This window comes from Actinocrispum wychmicini (assembly GCF_004345645.1).
Taxonomy (GTDB): Bacteria; Actinomycetota; Actinomycetes; order Mycobacteriales; family Pseudonocardiaceae; genus Kibdelosporangium; species Kibdelosporangium wychmicini.
The window spans coordinates 440044-457091 of record NZ_SLWS01000010.1; the positions used below are offsets into that span (position 1 = coordinate 440044).

A 17048-nucleotide genomic window follows, 5' to 3' on the forward strand; every position below is an offset into this window, starting at 1 on the left:
CGCCGTCGCTATACGTACGCGTGAGCTGTACGGGCATCAGGCAGAGGGGGAAACTCAATGAGAGCGGGGATCTTGCGCACCGCGATGACGGTGTTCGTCGCGTTGGCGTCGATCGGAGTGGTTGGGCCGACCGCGATGGCGGACACGTGCACGTTCACCATCGGCAACGCGGAAAGGGTGTACGCGGGCGACGACTTGCAGTTCCCGGTGACACCGTCCGCCGGCTGCGCCAAGGGCGGGTCGGTGACCGTCGTCAACCACAGGCCGGTCGCCGGCGGGAAGTACGACGCCCGGCCGGGGATCGACTACGACGCCTCGGGCGGAACACTGAGCTGGGACCCCGGCGACCTGGCGCCGCGGAACTTCCCGGTGCCGACGAAGGCCACCAAGAACAAGCTGGACCTGGAGGTGCAGATGTGCCTGACCACCGCGGCGGCGGACAACTGCGCCGTCGGCTTGATGAGCACGCCGATGTGCATGCTCACGGGCGGGCCGACCACGGTGTCCGTCAGCCTGTCCCTGCCGTCGTCCAACCGGACCATCGTGCACTTCAGCACGCATGACGGCACGGCGAAGGAAGGCAAGGACTACGTCGGCCTGCACGACGTGCAGGTGACGATCCCGCCGGGCGGCTTCGAGGCGTCCGTTCAGCTCACGCCGCTGCGGCCCACGTCGTGCCAGCAGACCGGGCTGTTCTTCGACGTCGACGCCAGTGGCACGGTCAACGGGTTCAAGGAGCAGAGTTTCGGCCGGGTCAGCCTGGTGCCGTGAGTCCGCCCCGGGACCTGGCATCGAGTTCGGCCAGGTCCCGGCGGAGTTCGGCCTCCGCGTAGCCGTCCGGGACGCGTTCGCGGAGGGCCAGGGCGTGCCGCAGCTCCTCGCGGGCGGCGGCGAGGTCGCCCTTGGCCAGCCACGCCCGGCCGATGTTGTTCCGGGTCACGGACTCGCCGTGCGGGTCGGCGAGTCCGTGGCTGGCGGCCAGCGCCTCGCGCAGGCTCGTCAACGCGGCGTCGGGATCACCCTGTTCCAGCTGGGTGATCCCGATGTTGTTGAGGGTCTCCGACTCGAACCGGCGGTCCCCGATCCGCCGCGCCACCGCCAGCGCCGCCGCGAAGTGCTCCAGCGCCGACGTCAGGTCGCCGCGGTGCAGGAACGCCTCGCCGAGGGTGTCCAGCGTGCCGGCCTGCAGCCACGGGTCGCTGATCGCCCGCGAGTTGGCCAGCGCCAGCCGCAGCACGTCCAGGCTCTCCTCGGGCCGGCCGGTCCGGACGTACGTGTAGCCGAGGTTTCGTTGCGCCAACGCCATGCCACGCTGGTTCCCGACGGCCGTGTTCAGGGTGAGCGCCTGCTGGTAGGCGGCGATGGCCTCGTCGAAGTGCCGCAGTTCCACGTTCGCGCCGCCGATGTTGTTGTACACGGCTGCTTCGCCGCGTTTGTCGCCGGCAAGCGACATCAGTTCCAGCGCCCGCGGGTAGCACTCCAGCGCCTCGGTCATCCGCCGCGACAGGCGGTACGCCGTGCCAAGGGACCGCAGCATCTCGCCCTCGGTGCCCGGGTCGCCGAGCCGGCCGGCCGCGGCCACCGACACCCGGCACATCTCGATCCGGTCGGTCCAGTGGCCGCGGGCGTCGAAGTACCCGGTCAGCGCGGACGTCAGCGCGCATACCTTGGCGTACAGGCCCTGCTCGTCGGCGAACTGCGCGATCGGCACCATGTTCGGGCGTTCGGCGTCCAGGAAGTCCAACGCGGCGTGCCGGTCGGCGAACCGCGGCAGCTCCACTGTGGACTCTCCGAGGACGCCGGCCAGCGACACGTACCAGCCCACGATCCGGCCGGCCATGGCCGCGCGGTCGGCGGCCGGTTCGTCGATCAGCCCGCACTGGTGGGCGAACAGCCGGATCAGGTCGTGCAGCCGGTACCGGCCGCCGCCGACCTCGGTGACCAGGTGGGACGCGGACAGCTCGGCGATCCAGGGCCGGGCCTCGGCCACCGCGACGCCGCAGGCCGCGGCGACGAGGTGCACGCAGAAGCTCGGCCCGGGATGCGACCCCAGCACCCGGAACGCTCGGGCGGCGGGCGCGCTGAGCGACCGGTACGCACTGGCGAACACGGTCCGGACACTCCGCGAGTCACCGGCCACCGCCAACGAGTCCAACCGGTCGGCACTGGCCAGTTCGGCGACCAGGTCCCGGATCGGCCTGCTCGGCTGCACGAGCAGCTTCGCCGCGGCGATCCGCAGCGCGAGCGGCATCCCGCCGCACAGCCGGGCCAGCCGCGCAGCCGGCACAGGTTCACGGCCCACCCGCGCCGCGCCCAGCACCCGCGTGATCAGCGTCTGTGCGTCGCTATGGTCGAGCGCGTCCACTCTGATCGCGGATACCGTGTGCCGAACCACCAACGGCGCCAACGTGTTCCGGCTCGTGATCACCAGGAGGCTGGCCGTGCTCCCGGGGATGAGCGGCAGCACGGTTTCGGCCGCGCCGCAGTTGTCCAGCATGACGAGGATCCGCCGGTCGTGCAGCAACGACCGGTACAGGCCGGCCTTGTCGACCACGGCGGCCGGGATCCGGTCGTCCGGGACGCCGAGCCCGAACAGCAGGTGGGTCAACGCGTCGGACGGTGACATCGCGGTGTCCGGGTCGTGCCCGCGCAGGTCCAGGAACAGCTGCCCGGCCGGGAACCGGTCCGCGACCCGGTGGGCCCATTGTATTGCGAGCGCTGTCTTTCCCATGCCGGCCGCACCTGAGACAACCACGACCGGCCGGTCCCCGGCGTCGGCGAGGGTCGCGTCGAGCGCGTCGAGTTCGGCCGTACGCCCGACGAAGTACCCGACCCGCGCGGGTAACTGTGCCGGCGCGGTCGGGTCGGCACGTGATGTGCCGAGGGCGGGGGAGCGGCGCAGCACGTCGGTGTAGAGGCTCTGCAGCTCGGGGCCTGGGTCGACGCCGAGTTCCTCACCCAACCGTTCGCGCAGGCGCTGATACGCGTCCAATGCGTCGACATGACGCCCGCACTGATAGAGCGCCCGCATGTACAGCGCCACCAACCGTTCCCGGGTCGGATACGCGATCAACAACCGTTCCAACTCAGTGACGGCGACAGTGTGACGGCCGTCACGGAGTTCCGCGTCCCATAGGCACTCCCACGCCGTGAGCCGCAGTTCGTGCAGCCTGTTGACCTCGGCGACACCCCAACCGGCGAGGCCTGCGTCCGCCAACGCGTCCCCGCGCCACAGCCTCAGCGCGTCCCGCAGACGAACCGCGACACCGTTACCGGACAGGTCCAGACGTGCCGCGGCCACGGTCTGCTCGAACCTGTACGCGTCCACGGACTCCGGATCGACCGCGAGCACGTACCCCGGCTCGCAGGTACGCAGTACACCCGGCAGCCCGCACGCGCTGAGCGTCTGCCGCACCCGCGCGACGTGACTGTGCAACGACTTCACGGCTGTGCGGGGCGGGTCCTCGTCCCACAGCACGTCCACCAGGCGTTCCTGCGGCACCACCCGGTCCGCGTACAGCGCGAGCGCCCCCACCACCGCCCGCTGCCGCGCCCCTTGCAGGCCCGCCCCGCCGTGCGGTCCGACCACCTCGACCGGGCCCAGCAACCGGATCTCAGCGCGCACGGCACCTCCCTCCGCCCGAAGATCGCCGCCACCCGGTGTATGCCTCAGTGTGGGCGAAGAGTTACGGGTGGCCGTGACTTCGGGTGACGGGTTTTCCGACGCGCCGATAGGCTGGCCGCATGGCTGTCGGGTCGATCCGGGTGAACAGGGACTTCATCGCCGAACCGCACGCGATCTACGAGCGGCTGCGCGCGGCGGGTCCGGTCACGCACGCGCAGTTCAGCGGCGGCCTGGAAGGCTGGCTGGTGACCCGGTACGCGGACGCCAGGGCGCTGCTCACCGACCCCCGGCTGAGCAAGGACAGGGCGACCGCGCTGACGATGTTCCCGCCCGGCACCGAGAACTCGTACGCGTCGCCGCTGACCGCGCACATGCTCAACACCGACCCGCCGGTGCACACCCGGTTGCGGAAACTGGTGAACAAGGCGTTCACCGCGCGGACCGTGGCCCGGCTACGGCCGCGGATCGAGAAGATCACCGACGAGCTGCTCGACGACATGTCCGGGGTCGTGGACGTGATGGACGCGCTGGCGTTTCCGTTGCCCATCATCGTCATCTGCGAACTGCTCGGCGTGCCGGCGGCCGACCGGACCGAGTTCCGCGGCTGGGCGCACCGGTTGTTCGGCGACGCGACACCCGAGCAGATCGCCGTGGCCAGCGAGGCGGCCAGCGCGTACGTCACCTCGCTGATCGAGGACAAACGGACGAACCCCGGTGAGGACATGGTGTCCGACCTCATCCGGGTGTCCGACGACGGCGACCGGCTGTCCGGGACCGAACTGCGGAACATGGCGTTCCTGTTGCTGGCGGCCGGTTTCGAGACCACCGCGAACCTGGTCGGCAACAGCGTGCTGGCCCTGGTCCGGCATCCCGACCAGCAGGCCGTGCTGCGCGCGGACCCGACGCTGCTGCCGAACGCCGTCGAGGAGTTCCTGCGGTTCGAGTGCCCGGTGCACATCGCCACCGTGCGGTTCACCACGGAACCAGTGTGGGTGGACGGCGTGCAGATCCCGGCGAACAGCTTCGTGATGATCTCGCTGCTGTCCGCCAACCGGGACCACGACCGGTTCGACGACCCGTACCGGCTGGACGTGACCAGGCCGCTCAGCCCGAACCTGGCGTTCGGGTACGGCATCCACCACTGCCTCGGCGCGCCGCTGGCCCGGCTGGAGGGCGAGATCGCGCTCGGCCGCCTGCTGGCCAGGACCACCGCGCTCACCCTGGACGGCGACCCGGAGACGTTGCGCTGGCAGCGAAGCGTGCTGGTGCACGGCCTCTACCGGCTGCCGGTCCGGCTCACTTGATTGCCGTGTCTCGCGTTCCCGTACACCGTGTCTCGCGTTCCGGGACACTGAGATTCCCTGGCGGGTTGGGTGTCGCCCGGTTGGGTGGACCGTGCGGCCGAATGGGCGACCCGTGCGTCAAATGACGCACACCAATGTCCCGGTGCCGGTAGAACTCCGGTTCATCGGTCTCCCGTGGAGGGCAGGCAGGCATGGCGGACAGGGCTCGGCACCCGGTGCACCGCACGATCGTCCTGGTCGACGTGGAGGGTTTCGGCGCCCGACACCGCACGCTGCCCCACCAGTTGGGTATCCGGGCCGGCCTGTACCGGATGGTCGCCGCGGCGTTGGAGTCGGCTGGGGTCCCCTTGGACGCCTGCTACCGCGAGGACCGTGGTGACAGTGTGTTCGTGCTGGTCCCGCCGGAGTATCCGAAGGCGCCGTTGATGGAGGTGCTGCCCGAGGCGCTGGCGCGGGCGGTACGCGGGCACAACAACACCAGCCACGACGCGGCGCGTGTGAGGCTGCGTTTGGCGGTGCACGCCGGTGAGGTCGCCTTCGACGACCACGGCGCCACCTCAACGGCGGTGACCACAGCGTTCCGCCTACTCGACGCCACGCCGTTGAAGCAAGCCCTCGCGGACTCGCCGGGTGTGTTGGCGATGATCGTGTCTCGGCTGGTGTTCGACGAGGTCGTGCGCCACTCCGCGACGCTGAACCCGGCGACGTTCCGGCCAGTCGAGGTGGCGGTGAAGGAGATCCGTGACATGGCGTGGATCGCCCTGCCCGACCACCCGTACCCGCCCGATCACGCTGTCCTGGACCCTACGACACCGGCCGACCGTGGGCGGAGCCAAGCGGAGGAAGAACCGATGACACAGTCGCATGGCGCTGGCGCTGGCTCTGGCGCGAACCCGCAGGTCAATCAGCGGAGCTCGGCGACCAACGGCGGAATCGCCGTCAACATCGCTGGCACCGGCAACCAGACGATCATCAACCCGCACCAGACACCCCGGCCGCGGTTCAGGCGGGGTTTCGGCTGGGCGCTGATGGTGTTCCTGGCGGTGGATGTCGTCTTCGCGGCAGTCGTGTGGACGGCTGGAGTTCAGAACGTTGGTCCGTGGCCATCAACGTCGGTGCTCTTGTTGGTGCTTACCGTTCTTACCGCACTCCTGTGGCTGCGCCTGGCCCGCAGGGTGTTCGGCGGTCTGTGGCGGGCAGTCGTCGGGTTGTTCAGGGGGATGAACCGCGCCACCGAGGGGCTCACCCGAACCTTGGGCGGCAAGTAACTGGTCCGGGAACGCGAGACACGCGGGTGGGCCCTCCCAGGGATACCGGCAGGTGGGCCCTGGGAGGGCCCGGACGACCACTTTTACCCGAGGTGGGCGTCGCCGGCGGCGTTGGCGGCGGCGGTGGCGTCCGTGAGGCGGGCCTGCGCGGTCTGGTCCTTGGTGCCCGGCCGGGCCGGAGCGGCCTTGGCCTTCAGACCGGCGGACGAGCCCGCCGCCGTCCGGTCGCCCACGACACCACCGCGGATGCGGTTGTTCGCGGACACCTGGGCGGCCGGGCTGTTGCCCGACAGCTGCAGCTGGCCGTTGATGATCGTGTCGTCCACGGTCGCCTTGCCGGTGGTGTTGCTGATCACCACGTCCCGGCCGAAGTAGCCACCGGAGGCGCAGCTGTCCAGCGTCCCGTTCGGGCCGAGCTGGACCCCGACCAGGTTGCCGGCGAACGTGGCCTTGCCCTGCACCGCGCCACCGCAGACGACACTGCCGTTCGCGTTGTTCAGCACCGACAACGTACCGTCCACAAAGGAGTCACGGACGTCGGTGTAGTAGGTGTTGCTGCTGGTGACGTTCCCGCCGACCTGGGTGTTCTTGTCCAGCCGGACCTCGCCGACGTTCGAGCTGACGTTGCCGTCGATGGTCGAGGCGTCGATGAACAGGAAGCCCTCGACGCTCGCGTCGCCCTTCGGCTGCACGGTCACCGCGCTGGTCCGGGTCGACTTCAGGTACGTGCCGAACCCGCCCGACGCCAGCGTCACGCCGCCGTCGATGCGGGTGTTCGACGAGTCCAGGTAGCCGTTCGACGCGATCTGCACCTGGCCGTTGATCGTCCCGCCGTCGATCACCAGGTTCGCGCCCGGACCCACCTGGACGTTGCCGGTGATAGTCGTGCCCTTCAGCGAGCACGACTTGCCGTCCGGCACGAACAGGTCCGTCGGCAGGGTCACGGCACCGCCGTTGCCCACGCAGTACGTCACCAGGTCGGCACTCGCGCTGGGCGCGGCGAGCACCACGGACGCGGAGGCGAGGGCGCTCAGGGCGAGCGCTGAGGCGGTCCGTCTTGCCATCACTGTTCTCCTTGCTGTGTAACGGTTCATCTGCCGATGTCCGATCGCGACGCCGCGCGTACGATGGTTCCTTGCTGCCGGATGGTCAACACTCCGTTGGCCACCAACGGATCGGTGACGGTCTCGACGTGCCGGACGAACACGCCGTGACCCGGGTACTGGGCGTGCTCGGCGATCAGGTCGTTGATCGTGCACCCGTTGCCCGTGTCGACGTTGGCGATCCCGGTGTCCTCACCGCCGATCCTGACCGTGGCCCTGGTGTCGGAGTTCGGACACGCGTCCGACCCCTGCGGGACCACCGTGAAGGTCACGGACTGCTCCGGCGAGACGTTCCCCGCGTTGTCCGTGGCCCGGTACTTCAGGGTGTGCGCGCCTTGGGCGCCCACCCGGACCGCGCCCGGGTACGTCGTCCAGGCGCCGCCGTCCAGGGCGTACTCGATCTTGTTCACACCGGACTGCGAGTCCGTCGCCGTGACGGTGACGGTCGCGGTGTCGATGTAGTTGCCGTTGCCGTCCTTGTTCCCGGACACCACAGCCGTCGTGGTCGGCGGGGTCGTGTCCGGTACGGCGACGATCGTGAACGACGTGGTGGTCTCGGGCGCCACGTTCCCGGCGTTGTCGGTGGCCCGGTACTTGAATGTGTGCACACCCGTCGCGGTCACCACGACCGGTGATGTGTACGGTGTATACACACCGTTGTCCAGAATGTATTCAATCTTCTGTACGCCGGATCCGCTGTCGGTGGCGGTGATGGTGACGGTCGCCTGGCCGACGTAGTTCCCGTTGCCGTCCTTGGTTCCTGCGACCGAGGCGTTGACCGTCGGCGGCGTGGTGTCCTGGATGACCACGGTGAACGACGCCATACCCTCGGGGGACACGTTCCCGGCGTTGTCCGTGGCGCGGTAGTGGAACATGTGCGCGCCGGCCGTGGTCACGTCAACCGGGGCCGGGTAGGCGGCGAACGCCCCACTGTCCAATTTGTACTCGACGGACCGCACACCGGATCCGGCGTCGGTCGCGGTCAGGGTGACCGTGGCCTTGCCGATGTAGTTGCCGCTCGTGTCCTTGGTACCGGTGACCGTGTGCGTCACCGTCGGCGGCGTGGTGTCCGGCGGTGCGACGACCGTGAAGGACGTCGTCCCTTCGGGGGACACGTTGTTCGCGTTGTCGGTGGCACGGAATTTGACGGTGTGCGTGCCGGTCGTGCCCACCACCACGGGAGATGTGTATGCGGTATACACGCCGCTGTCCAGAATGTATTCAATCTTCTTCACGCCGGATCCGCTGTCGGTGGCGGTGATGGTGACGGTCGCCTGGCCGACGTAGTTCCCGCTGGTGTCCTTGGTTCCCGTGACCGCGGCGTTGACTGTCGGGGGAGTGGTGTCCGGTGGCGCGACGACGGTGAAGGACGCCATGCCCTCCGGTGACACGTTGTTCGCGTTGTCCGTCGCCCGGTAGTGCACCATGTGCGAGCCGTTCGCGGTCACGTCGAACGGTGCCGTGTAGCCGGTGAAAGCCCCACCGTCCATTGAGTACTCGACCGTCTTCACGCCGGATCCGCTGTCGGTGGCGGTGATGGTGACGGTGGCTTTGCCGATGTAGTTCCCGCTGGTGTCCTTGGTGCCGGTGACCGTCGAGTTGACTGTTGGCGGAGTGGTGTCGGGATTGGCGACGACCACCTTGAACTGCACCGAACCGACCGGGGAGGTGTTGCCGGCCTTGTCGGTCGCCCGGTACTGCACCGAGTGGTCACCGATCGCCGTCACGTCGAACGGCCCGGTGTACGGCAGGAAACTGGTGTCGTCCACCTGGTACTCAACTTTGTCCACACCGGACTCAGCGTCCTGCGCGTTGACCGTGACGGTGGCCTTGCCGACGTACTCGCCGTTGGTGTTCTTGGTGCCGGTGACGTTCGCCGAGACCGTCGGCGGGGTCGTGTCCGGCCCGCCGGGGCCGACCGTGATCTCGCCGACCATCATGGAATGGCCGGGCATCGCGCAGAAGTACCGGTACTTGCCGGGAGTGAGCGTCACAGCCTGTTCGTGCCGGCCGTTCTGGGCGTCGAACGGGTTGGCCACGATGTTGAGGTTCACGTCGTGGTTGTAGCCCGGCGTGGACGTATCGAAGGTCACTGTATGCGACATACCGGTCGTGTTACCGGTGGCGATGCTGGTCTCGAACACGATCGTGGCCGCGCCCGCCACGGCCGTCGTCGGGAACGAGGTGTACTTGGTGATGTCGTCGCTGGCGGTCCAGGTCAGCACCTGGGCGGCTGCGGGAGCCGCGGCCGGCGTGGCTGCGGACGCCGGGATGACCGCGGCCACCGATGCCGCCGCCAACGCGACGACCGCGAGTATTCGTCGAAACATGGCACCTTCCCAGGGAGTGCGGACCAAGGCCGGCCGACGCTCGGGGGAGCGCCGGCCGGCCCGCCTGGCTAGAGCGACCGCACCCGGATGTTGCGGAAGTCGATCAGATCGTTGTCACTGTGGTTCTGCAGGCCGATGAAGCCCTGCAGGAACTGCCGGAGATCCGTGGGCGGGTCACCGGCCCTGGACGACTGCTTGCCCGGGACGTTGTCGAACTCGTTGATCACCACGCCGTTGCGGATGATCGTGTAGTGCTGTCCGACCGCCTTGATCTCGTAGTCGTTCCACTGGCCCTTCGGGGTGATCCCGGCGTGTGCCTGGTCGTTCGGGTCGAAGTTGTAGACCGACCCGGTCTTCTGCGGCTCACCCGTCGCGCCGTCGTAGATCTGGATCTCGTGTCCACAGTAGATCGCGACCCAGGCGGGCGACGTCGCCGCCGGACCCGTCTGACCGCACTGCGGGCGTTGCTCCACCGGTGTGCGCGGATCTGGGAACCGGATGAACACACCGCTGTTGGCGTTGAACCCGTCCGGAGCCGAGTCCCGGAACTGCAGCTTCAGGTCGAAGTCCCCGAACTGCTGGCCGTTGTACCACAGCATGCCCAGCCCGCCGGCCGATCTCAGCGTCCCGTCCGGCTGGATCGAGAACCGGCCCGAAGGCGCCTGCGACCACGACTTCAACGAGTCAGCCGTGCCGTCGTAGATCGACTTGTACCCGGTGTTGCGGGACGTGCCGATGTCCGACGAGGACGCGGCGCGCACGAGGTTGCCGTTCTCCCGGCCGTTGATCACGCCGTCCCGCTGCAGCTGGTCCGCCGTGGTGGAGACGTAACGGACGAACGTGCCGTGGTCGGGGTAGGCGCTCTCGTCGTCGATCAGGTCGTTGAGCGTGCAGCCGCCGCCGACCGTCTTGTTGGCCACACCGGAGTCGGTGTCACTCATCCAGACCGTCTTGCGACCGTCCGGCGCCGCACAGTTGACGTTCACGGTCGACTGCGTGGTGGCGACCTCGCCGTCGGCGTAGGTCACGGTCAGCTTCGCGGTGTACGTACCCGTCTTGGCGTACACGTGCCGCGGGTTCTGCTCGGTGGACGACGTTCCGTCACCGAAGTCCCAACGGGAGGACACGCCACCGGAGCGGGCACCGTTGAAGGCGATCGTCAGCGGCTTGTTCTGCACCGCGACCGAAGCCGCCGTCGGCGCCGGGGTCGCCGGGCCGCCCTTGTACACCACGCGGAGCAGCTTCTGGTTGGAATCCAGGCTGAAGAAGCCGCCGCCGTAGTCCAGCATGTACAGCGCGCCGTCCTGGCCGAACTTGGCGTCCATCCAGCTCTGCACCTTGTTGTCGGCCACGCCCGGCGGGATGATCTTGCTCAGCGTCTCGGCGAACGCCGGCGGCGCCTGCTGCGGCACCTTCGCCGCGTCCACGGTGACCGCGATCCGGTTGTTCCCGCTCGACTCGTCACCGATGATCCACTTGTCGTTCCAGTACGACGGCCACGCCACACCGCTGTTGCCGTTGATCAGCTCCCGATGGTACGTCGGACCGGACATGACCGCCTGGCCGCCGCCGCGCACGTACGGCTCGGTGTACGTGGCGTCCGCCTTGTTGTAGGTGGGGATGCCGCTGCCGTCCGACCGCGCCGGGAAGACCGGGCCACCGCCGTCCGGTGAGTACCAGATCATGTTGTCCCGGATCGGCGGCAGGTCGACCAGACCGGTGTTGCGCGGTGAGTTGTTCTTCGGGTTGTTGCAGTCGTACCAGCCGGTCAACACGTTGGCGTCGGTGTTGCTGCGGTCGCGGTACGGCTGGCGGTTGCCCATGCAGTACGGCCAACCCTGGTTGCCCGCGGACGTGATGACCGTCGCGGTCTCGTACTTCGCCGGCCCCAGGTCGGGGTTCGGCGACGACGCGTCCGGACCGACCCAGCCCGCGGTCAGCCACTGGTGCACCGGGTCGACGTTCAGCCGCGCGATGTTCCGCACGCCCATCACGTAGATCTCCGGCCGCGCCTTGTCGTTGCCCGGCGGGAACAGGTTGCCCTCCGGGATGGTGTACGTGCCGTCCGCCTCCGGGTGGATCCGGATGATCTTGCCGGCCAGGTCGTTGGTGTTGCCGGCGGTGCGACGGGCGTCCTGGAACGAGATGCCCGCGAACTCCTGCGTCCAGTTGTTGCCGGAGTAGCCGCCGGAACCTTCGGACGAGTTGTTGTCACCCGAGCCGACGTACAGGTTTCCCTTGGCGTCGAACGACATGCCGCCACCGGCGTGACAGCAGCTGTGGATCTGGACCGGCCAGTTCATGATGTCCTTGCGGGTGGCCTGGTCGATCGTCTGCGTGGTCTTGTCGTACGTCAGCCGCGAGATGGTCCGGTAGCCGACCTGCTTGACCCGGTCGATCGAGTCGTGCGGCATCCAGTAGACGTACAGCCAGCCGTTGGCCGCGAAGTTCGGGTCGGGCACGATGCCGAGCAGGCCCTCCTCGTTCTTCACCAGCTCGCCGCCGCTGCCGCGGTTGCCCATGACCGGCAACGTGGTCAGCAGCTTCGCCTGCTTGGTGCCCGGATCCCACTTGTGGATCGTGCCGCAGCCCAGGCCCACGTTCGGGTCGTTCCAGTCCACCACCGGACCGCTCGGGCAAGCGGCCTTGCCGACGTAGAAGAACGTGCCGTCCGGCGCGAGCGTGAGACCGTGCGGCTCGCCGATCTGGTCCAGCTGGCCCGGCTGGTTCTTCGGGGTCAGCCGCTCGATCGCGTAGTTCGACGTGATCGTCGCCTGGCAGTCGCCGCGGACGACACCGGTGGTCCACTTCAACGCGCCGGTGAGGTGCTTGCGGAACAAGTCCTCGCCGTAGCTGGTGTCGGTGTGGCCCATGCCGGTGTAGAACGACCGGCCGCCGTCGTAGTCACGGCACCACGACACCGGATGGAACGGGCCGTTGGCGCCCGGACCCGGGTTGTAGAACCGTTCCTCGACCTGCGCGACCGTGTGGACAGTGCCGACCGGGCTCGGATCCCAGTTGTACCAACGGTCCGAACGGGTCACGTTCAGCGGCAGGTCCCGGGTCGCCGGGTGCTGGCGGTCCAGCACGTCCACCACGGCCTGGTTCACCGCGGGCGGCGCCGGCGGTGTCGAGCTGCCGGCGAACAAGCGCATGTCAGCGAGCTGGATCAGCGGCTCGCCGGCGTTCGCCGTGATGTTCAGCCGGTAGTGCAGGTACGCCGTGGTGTTCGGCGGGGTGACCGTGAACTTCCTGAGCTGGAACGGTTCGCTCCACGACTGGTTGGTCTGCTTGTCCACGTCGGTCCACGCCTGGCCGTCGTTGGAGCCCTGCAGGGTCCAGTCCTTCGGGTTGCGGCCGGCGAAGTCGTTCGCCGACGTGAGCGCGTAGCTGGTGACCACGGTCGGCTTGGTCAGCTGGAACGCCGCCCAGCCGGTGTTCGCGAACGTCAACCACTTGGTGTTCGCGTCGCCGTCGGCCAGCTTCTCCTTGCCCTCGTTCGGTGGGTTCTCGCCGCTCGCGGTCACCTTGGCCACCGGCTCGGCGTTGGCGATGCTGCCGACCGGGCGGGTGCCGATCAGGCCGGTGAACCACGTCGAACTGTCCTGCGCCTTGGCCGCGTCGCCGATCCCGAGGAAACCGCCGCCGGCCTGGACATAGCTCTGCAGCGCGCCTTCCTGGTCACGGGTCAGCGCGGCGTTGGCCGCGGACAGGAACACCACGCCGCGGTACTGGCCGAGGTTCGCCGACGTGAACGCGCCCGGGTCGGTCGACTCGGTGACGCTGATCCCGCTGGCCTGGCCGATGTCCTTGATCGCCGCGGTCGCCTGGGCCACCGGGTCCTGCTGGTCCGCGGCGGGTCCGTGGAACACCAGGACGTTCACCGGCGGATTGACTGTCGCTTGTGGACCGGCCACGGCGAACGTGGCCGATCCGCCCAAGGCGAGGGCCGCGGTGGTGGCGACCACCACGGCCGGCCGGAGTCTGGATCTGTTCCGATACCAGCCTGTAGAGAACCTTCGCCCCATCCGTAACTCCTTTGTCGTTGGCAGGCCAGGAGGTGATGAGCTAGTGGTGTTCCATGTCCATCCCGGGCATGGAACTGTTCTGCGTGGCAGAGTGCATGTGGCCGCGGAAGCGATCGATCGCCTCCTGCGCGCCCGGGGGCATGCTGCCGTCCGCGTTGCGGACCAGGAACAGGCCGACCATGCCGGCTTCGGCGTGGTTCTGCACGTGGCAGTGGTACATCCAGGTGCCGGCCCGTTCCCCGTCGCCGGCGATCACCTGGAAACCGAAGGAGCTGCCCGGGTTCAGGTCCTTGTTGTCGATCGACGGGGTCGGGTCGCTTGGGCCTTCCAGGTAGCCTGTCCGGTTGTCCGCCCAGCGGTGCGCGTGCAGGTGGAACGTGTGGAACTGGGTGCCGTGCCCGATCGCGATCCACTCCACCCGCTGGCCGAGGTTCGCCTCGAACATGGGCGTGTTCGGCGCCGACTTGTTGTTGATCGCCATCTCGTTGAACACGACCGTGAACTGCTTGTCCGGCAGGATGTCCCCGCGCCGACGCACGATCAGGGCGCCGTAGAGGCCGGTGAGGATCCCCTTCGTGCCGTGGTCGGTGCCCATCGCGTGGTCGTGGTAATGCCAGTAGCCGGCGCTGCCCGGTATCCACCGGCGGCCGGCCGTCGCGGTCATCTCCTTGGTGCGCCAGATGTACGTGCGCGTCTCACCGGGGTTGTTGAAGGACGCGTTGAGCGGGCTGCCGTCCGAGTCGGTGGTGTAGTCCACGCCGTGCGGGTGGATGGACAGCCGCTGGTCGGTCGTGTTGACCAGGGTGATCTCGAACGTGTCACCCTCGTAGCACTCCAGGATCGGCCCGGGGATCGTCGCCTGGCCACGCGCGAGACCGTAGCCGAACAGCCCGCCGGGTAACGCCTCCGCGTAGATGGTGACTTTCTTCGTGACCCCGGACGTCGTCTGCGCGGTGCTCTCCGGCGTGGCCATGCCGAGTGCCACGGCGGGCACGGTCAGGCCCAGCGCGCTGGTCGCCAGCACCGAGCGTCGGGACACCAACCGGTTGAACCAGCCGGCCTGGGCGTGCTTGTCCATCCCTCTCCTTTGGGGGTTTCGTCGGGGAACAGCGCCAAAAAAGGGCATGGCCTGCTCACCGTCGGTGGGCACGGACATCCCCAGAGGCCGAGGGCACGCCAGCCCTCCCGTTACCGCCTTGCCTTTCGGTCCGGTGGTTGCTCACATTCTTTCGTCCAACGAGGAGGAACTTATGCACTCCAGCAGCGAAAGTTAAGGTCCAAACGGCGTAACGAACCAGACAAAGCCTTGTCATTTGACTGTGACGGCACTTCGGTAGCACACGGGTTAGTTCAGTTACTCGTCGCTATCAACCTGGTGACACAGAGATGATCAAGATGTTTGCTCTGTTCGAGTGGTATACGCGCTGTGATGGGCGTCGCGGACCAAGGTCAGCATCTGGCGGGGTAGCCGCTAGCGTTCCGGGTCCATCTCCCGCCATTGCTCCGCCGGGACCTCGGCGGCCCGTTGGGCGAGCCACTCGATGAGTTGGGCCAGGGTGGCGACGGCCTGGTCGGGGGAGGTCAGTCCGGTCACTTCACGGCATTCGACGGTGTGTGTGCCGCAGTCCACGTTGTGGTCGCACCGGACCGAGATCTCGGCGTCGACCTCCCAGGTCGACGTCTCGGCGGAGTAGTAGCCGGGTGGGCGGAGTTCGACGGTGAACGACACCAGGTCGTTTTCCGCGAACCCGCTGACGCAGCACTTTCCGTCGGGGAGCAGCGAATACTCCAGTCCCTCGTGGCACAGGCCGGCGCGCCCTCCCGGCAGAGTGGCGCGCAGTCGCCGGCTGGAGGTCGCCAGGCTGGCGGCGATGTCGGCGGTGAAGGTACCCGGCGGGAACATCCACGCCGGGTCGCCGTCCGCCAGCCGGATCGTCTCCACCAGCCTGAGGGCTCAGCGGTCCGCCGGCTGCGAGACTTCCTGCGGCTCGGGCTCGTCCTCGTGGTGGCTCATCCGCTTCTTCACGATCATGCCGACCACCAGGCCGGCGATCACCGCCACCCCGAGGCCGATCCACGAGAAGCGGGACAGCCACGCCTCGGCGACCACGCCGAGGTAGTAGATCAGCGCTGTTGTGCCGCCCGCCCAAGCGATTCCGCCCAGCGCGTTGGCCGCCAGGAATCGGGGATACGGCATGTGTAGCGAGCCGGACAACGGGCCGGCCAGGATACGCAACAACGCGATGAAGCGGCCGAAGAACACCGCGTAGACGCCTCGGCGGCGGAAGATGTCCGCGGCTTTGGCGATTGTCTTGGGGCCGAAGTGTTTCGGGAACTTCCGGCCGGCCCAGGCGAAGAGGCGTTCGCCGAACTTGCGGCCGATCCCGTAGCCGATGCTGTCGCCGATGATGGCGCCGGAGCTCGCCGAGACACCGACCCACAGTGGCGAGATCGAGTGGGTCTTCGAGGCCAGGAGGGCGGCGGCCACCAGCACGATCTCGCCGGGCAGGGGGATGCCGAGGCTCTCGATCATGATGACCAGCCCGACCGTCACGTACACCAGGAGCGGCGGGATGGTCTCCAGCCAGTGGTCGATGTTCACGCGTTCCCCTCGCCCGAAAACCGGAAAAGCAGCTGCCCCAGCACGGGCAGGGTACCTGTTGGCGTCCCGTTCCGTGCACGGACACCAGCATTGTCCGATTAGTCCACTTTTGCCATGAGGGCAAGAGCTTCCGTGCGGACAACGACCAGGTCCGCGTGCGGGCAGGCGATCTGGACGCCCGCGTCCGCGCCCGCCGAGGCGTAGGCCGTGACGTCCGGAATCTCCTTCCACTGGCGGGTCAGGATCACCCCTTCGACCAGCCCGAAGACCAGGTCCGCGGAGGTTTCGTCGGCGCCGGCGGCCAACACCATCGACCGGTACAGTGCCCGAAGGGACGCCCGTTCGGTATGGAAATCCGTGAACGTCGGGGCCTGGATCTCCGGCCGCAGGTACAGCACGCCGAGGTTGTACCGCCCACCGCAGAGCAGTTCCAGGTCCAACTGGCACAGTGCCCACAGCTTCGCCGAAGCCGACCCGGGCATCCCGTGCAGCGTCCGGCCGGCCTGCAGGGACGGCCGGACCGTGCCGGACAACAGCACGGTCAGAATCTCCTCTTTACCGCTGAAGTAGTGGTAAAGGGACGCTTGGCGTAAGCCGGCGCGGTCGGCGATGGCCCGGGTGGAGGTCGCCGCGAAGCCGTGCGCGATGAACAGTTCGGCCGCCGCGTCCAGCAGGTCCTGGCGGGAGTCGCGGACACCCGCCGACTCCCCGGTTGCTCGCGGACGCCCTGCCATCCGCCAAGAGTGCCATGGGGGGATGTGCTGCGGGCGAATTTCTGTCAAGCTATA

General features: G+C 68.3%; 11 protein-coding genes. 3 read left to right on the forward strand and 8 right to left on the reverse strand.

The features are described 5' to 3' along the window. Positions 1 to 57 precede the first annotated feature (57 nt). Positions 58 to 771, forward strand: a complete 714-nt coding sequence (locus EV192_RS39345; protein ID WP_132123716.1) for a Calx-beta domain-containing protein — start codon at positions 58 to 60, stop codon at positions 769 to 771. Here EV192_RS39345 and EV192_RS39350 read toward each other — a convergent pair. Next, positions 755 to 3625: an AfsR/SARP family transcriptional regulator gene (locus EV192_RS39350; RefSeq protein WP_132123717.1), complete on the reverse strand. Its 2871-nt coding sequence runs from the start codon at positions 3623 to 3625 to the stop codon at positions 755 to 757. The two genes, EV192_RS39345 and EV192_RS39350, sit on opposite strands and share 17 nt — an antisense overlap. A 119-nt stretch (positions 3626 to 3744) precedes the next feature. Between EV192_RS39350 and EV192_RS39355 the strand changes: the two genes are divergently transcribed. Together EV192_RS39355 and EV192_RS56350 are read left to right on the forward strand one after the other, a co-directional pair. Continuing rightward, a complete protein-coding gene (locus EV192_RS39355) occupies positions 3745 to 4929 on the forward strand; it encodes a cytochrome P450 family protein (protein ID WP_132123718.1) in 1185 nt (394 codons plus the stop codon). Positions 4930 to 5120: 191 nt separating this feature from the next. After that, the gene (locus EV192_RS56350) at positions 5121 to 6197 is read left to right on the forward strand and encodes a hypothetical protein (RefSeq protein ID WP_243727358.1); all 1077 of its coding nucleotides are present in this window, start codon (positions 5121 to 5123) and stop codon (positions 6195 to 6197) included. 83 nt (positions 6198 to 6280) lie between these two features. Here EV192_RS56350 and EV192_RS39365 read toward each other — a convergent pair whose 3' ends face one another. From EV192_RS39365 to EV192_RS39395, 7 genes are all read right to left on the reverse strand, one after another. After that, complete coding sequence (locus EV192_RS39365) at positions 6281 to 7261, reverse strand: hypothetical protein (protein ID WP_132123719.1); 981 nt, start codon at positions 7259 to 7261, stop codon at positions 6281 to 6283. Positions 7262 to 7287: 26 nt separating this feature from the next. Beyond that, positions 7288 to 9630 (reverse strand): OmpL47-type beta-barrel domain-containing protein, encoded by a 2343-nt coding sequence (locus EV192_RS39370; RefSeq protein ID WP_132123720.1) that lies wholly within the window; start codon positions 9628 to 9630, stop codon positions 7288 to 7290. 68 nt (positions 9631 to 9698) lie between these two features. Next, positions 9699 to 13658, reverse strand: a complete 3960-nt coding sequence (locus EV192_RS39375; protein WP_132123721.1) for a ThuA domain-containing protein — start codon at positions 13656 to 13658, stop codon at positions 9699 to 9701. Between the two features lie 40 nt (positions 13659 to 13698). Next, positions 13699 to 14736 carry a multicopper oxidase domain-containing protein gene (locus EV192_RS39380; protein WP_132123722.1) on the reverse strand — a complete coding sequence of 346 codons (1038 nt, stop codon included), beginning with the start codon at positions 14734 to 14736 and terminating at the stop codon, positions 13699 to 13701. A 393-nt stretch (positions 14737 to 15129) separates the two neighbouring features. Further along, the gene (locus EV192_RS39385; protein ID WP_132123723.1) at positions 15130 to 15600 is read right to left on the reverse strand and encodes a hypothetical protein; all 471 of its coding nucleotides are present in this window, start codon (positions 15598 to 15600) and stop codon (positions 15130 to 15132) included. 12 nt (positions 15601 to 15612) lie between these two features. After that, positions 15613 to 16260, reverse strand: a complete 648-nt coding sequence (locus EV192_RS39390; protein ID WP_132123724.1) for a DedA family protein — start codon at positions 16258 to 16260, stop codon at positions 15613 to 15615. Between the two features lie 98 nt (positions 16261 to 16358). Next, complete coding sequence (locus EV192_RS39395; RefSeq protein ID WP_132123725.1) at positions 16359 to 16994, reverse strand: TetR/AcrR family transcriptional regulator; 636 nt, start codon at positions 16992 to 16994, stop codon at positions 16359 to 16361. Between the last annotated feature and the right edge of the window lie 54 nt (positions 16995 to 17048).

What these genes read in the sequence shown, in the direction of transcription:
- EV192_RS39345 (WP_132123716.1), top strand. Translation starts at nt 58, where the DNA reads ATGAGAGCGGGGATCTTGCGCACCGCGATGACGGTGTTCGTCGCGTTG.
- EV192_RS39355 (WP_132123718.1), top strand. Translation starts at nt 3,745, where the DNA reads ATGGCTGTCGGGTCGATCCGGGTGAACAGGGACTTCATCGCCGAACCG.
- EV192_RS56350 (WP_243727358.1), top strand. Translation starts at nt 5,121, where the DNA reads ATGGCGGACAGGGCTCGGCACCCGGTGCACCGCACGATCGTCCTGGTC.
- EV192_RS39365 (WP_132123719.1), bottom strand. Translation starts at nt 7,261, where the DNA reads ATGGCAAGACGGACCGCCTCAGCGCTCGCCCTGAGCGCCCTCGCCTCC.
- EV192_RS39370 (WP_132123720.1), bottom strand. Translation starts at nt 9,630, where the DNA reads ATGTTTCGACGAATACTCGCGGTCGTCGCGTTGGCGGCGGCATCGGTG.
- EV192_RS39375 (WP_132123721.1), bottom strand. Translation starts at nt 13,658, where the DNA reads ATGGGGCGAAGGTTCTCTACAGGCTGGTATCGGAACAGATCCAGACTC.
- EV192_RS39380 (WP_132123722.1), bottom strand. Translation starts at nt 14,736, where the DNA reads ATGGACAAGCACGCCCAGGCCGGCTGGTTCAACCGGTTGGTGTCCCGA.
- EV192_RS39395 (WP_132123725.1), bottom strand. Translation starts at nt 16,994, where the DNA reads ATGGCAGGGCGTCCGCGAGCAACCGGGGAGTCGGCGGGTGTCCGCGAC.